The organism is Mesorhizobium sp. M7A.F.Ca.US.002.01.1.1 (assembly GCF_004022955.1).
Lineage (GTDB): Bacteria > Pseudomonadota > Alphaproteobacteria > Rhizobiales > Rhizobiaceae > Mesorhizobium > Mesorhizobium ciceri.
Genome location: NZ_RZQE01000873.1, coordinates 1 through 1,259, shown reverse-complemented (window position 1 = coordinate 1,259; position 1,259 = coordinate 1). Strand labels below are relative to the sequence as shown.

Annotated in this window: 2 protein-coding genes; both read right to left on the bottom strand. The window is 62.1% G+C overall.

Annotated elements, in window-relative coordinates; translation table 11 throughout:
• Positions 1-81: 81 nt before the first annotated feature.
• Positions 82-732: an RNA-binding protein gene (locus EN932_RS36315; protein WP_024503463.1), complete on the bottom strand. Its 651-nt coding sequence runs from the start codon at positions 730-732 to the stop codon at positions 82-84.
• Between the two features lie 38 nt (positions 733-770).
• On the bottom strand, positions 771-1,259 hold a 489-nt coding region (locus tag EN932_RS36310; RefSeq protein ID WP_245483403.1), incomplete at its 5' end, for a helix-hairpin-helix domain-containing protein.

Below are 1,259 nucleotides of genomic sequence, written 5' to 3'. Positions count from 1 at the left end.
GTTCCATACCGGGGCGCTTCAGCGTCAAGGTCTTCTTCGGCGTCACACTCAGCGTATTGTCGTCACCCGATTTCGTATCGCTCATTCCATATCCTCTGCGGCATCATCTTCGTCAGCAACAGCCGCAAGCATTGCCAGATCGTCCGGGGAACCGCCCCGATACCGGTCGAGCGCAACCATGCGCTTCTGGACCGCCCTGCCCGCGTCTCCCGCGAGAACGGCAGCATGTATCACATTTGTACCCCCCAATGCCAAGCTCAACTCGGCCTCGGAGAAAAGTTTGTAGGCAAGGATAGCGGGCCCACCAAGATGGACCGTCGCCCGTCGCGCCTGGCTGATCTTGCGCACGCCGTCATCGGACGCCTCGGAAGCATGCAGCACGAAAAGCGCCAATCCGCCGCGCACCGCGCTCTCGACCTTGGTAGCACCAAGCGAAATTGCGCCTGCCTTGCGGGCAAGACCAAGCATGCCCAGAGCGTGCCTGGAAAGCAGCCCGTCGACCATGCCGCCAAGATCGGGCGGCACGACCACCTGTGCCTTGAAGGCGCGGGCAAAGAGGTTCTTCGCCGCAGCCTTGTCGATATGTAGGCGGTCGGCGCTCACCCAGCAACCGCGGCCGGGCAGATTTCTCTTGATGTCGGGAACGACGGCCGAATCCGGGCCGACGACGAACCGGATCAGATCATCCGGTTCGGCTTGTTTGCGCGTAACGATGCAGGTGCGATCGTTCATCTCGTCCAAGGGCGGGTTCGGTGCGATGCGGTTTCACCTCACGCACCAACGGCTTCGTCAGCCGAGACTTCTTCGGCTGCAAGCTCGTCTTCGGTGATCCAGCCGGCCTTGAGGCGGGCGGCCAGAACCATCTGTTCGGCGTCTGCGCGGGTCACGCCATGATTGGCCAGCACGCCCGGATAGACTTTTGTCTCGCCGTCCTTGCGTTCCTTCCAGCCGGTCAGGTCGTCGGCGGCATAGCCGGCGAAATCCTCGATCGTCTTCACGCCATCCTCGCCAAGCGTCACCATCATGGCGGTGGTGACGCCGGGGATTTCGCGCAATTCGTCCGAAACGCCGAGCGCCTTGCGCTTGTCGTCGTGCTCGGCCTCGATCTTCTCCAGATATTCGCGGGCGCGGGTCTGGATTTCGGAAGCGGTGTCCTCGTCGAAACCGTCAATAGAGGCGATCTCGCCGGAATCGACATAAGCGACTTCCTCAACGCTGGTGAAGCCTTCGGAGGCCAGCACCTGGCCGACCATCTCGTC

What these genes read in the sequence shown, in the direction of transcription:
- EN932_RS36315 (WP_024503463.1), bottom strand. Translation starts at nt 732, where the DNA reads ATGAACGATCGCACCTGCATCGTTACGCGCAAACAAGCCGAACCGGAT.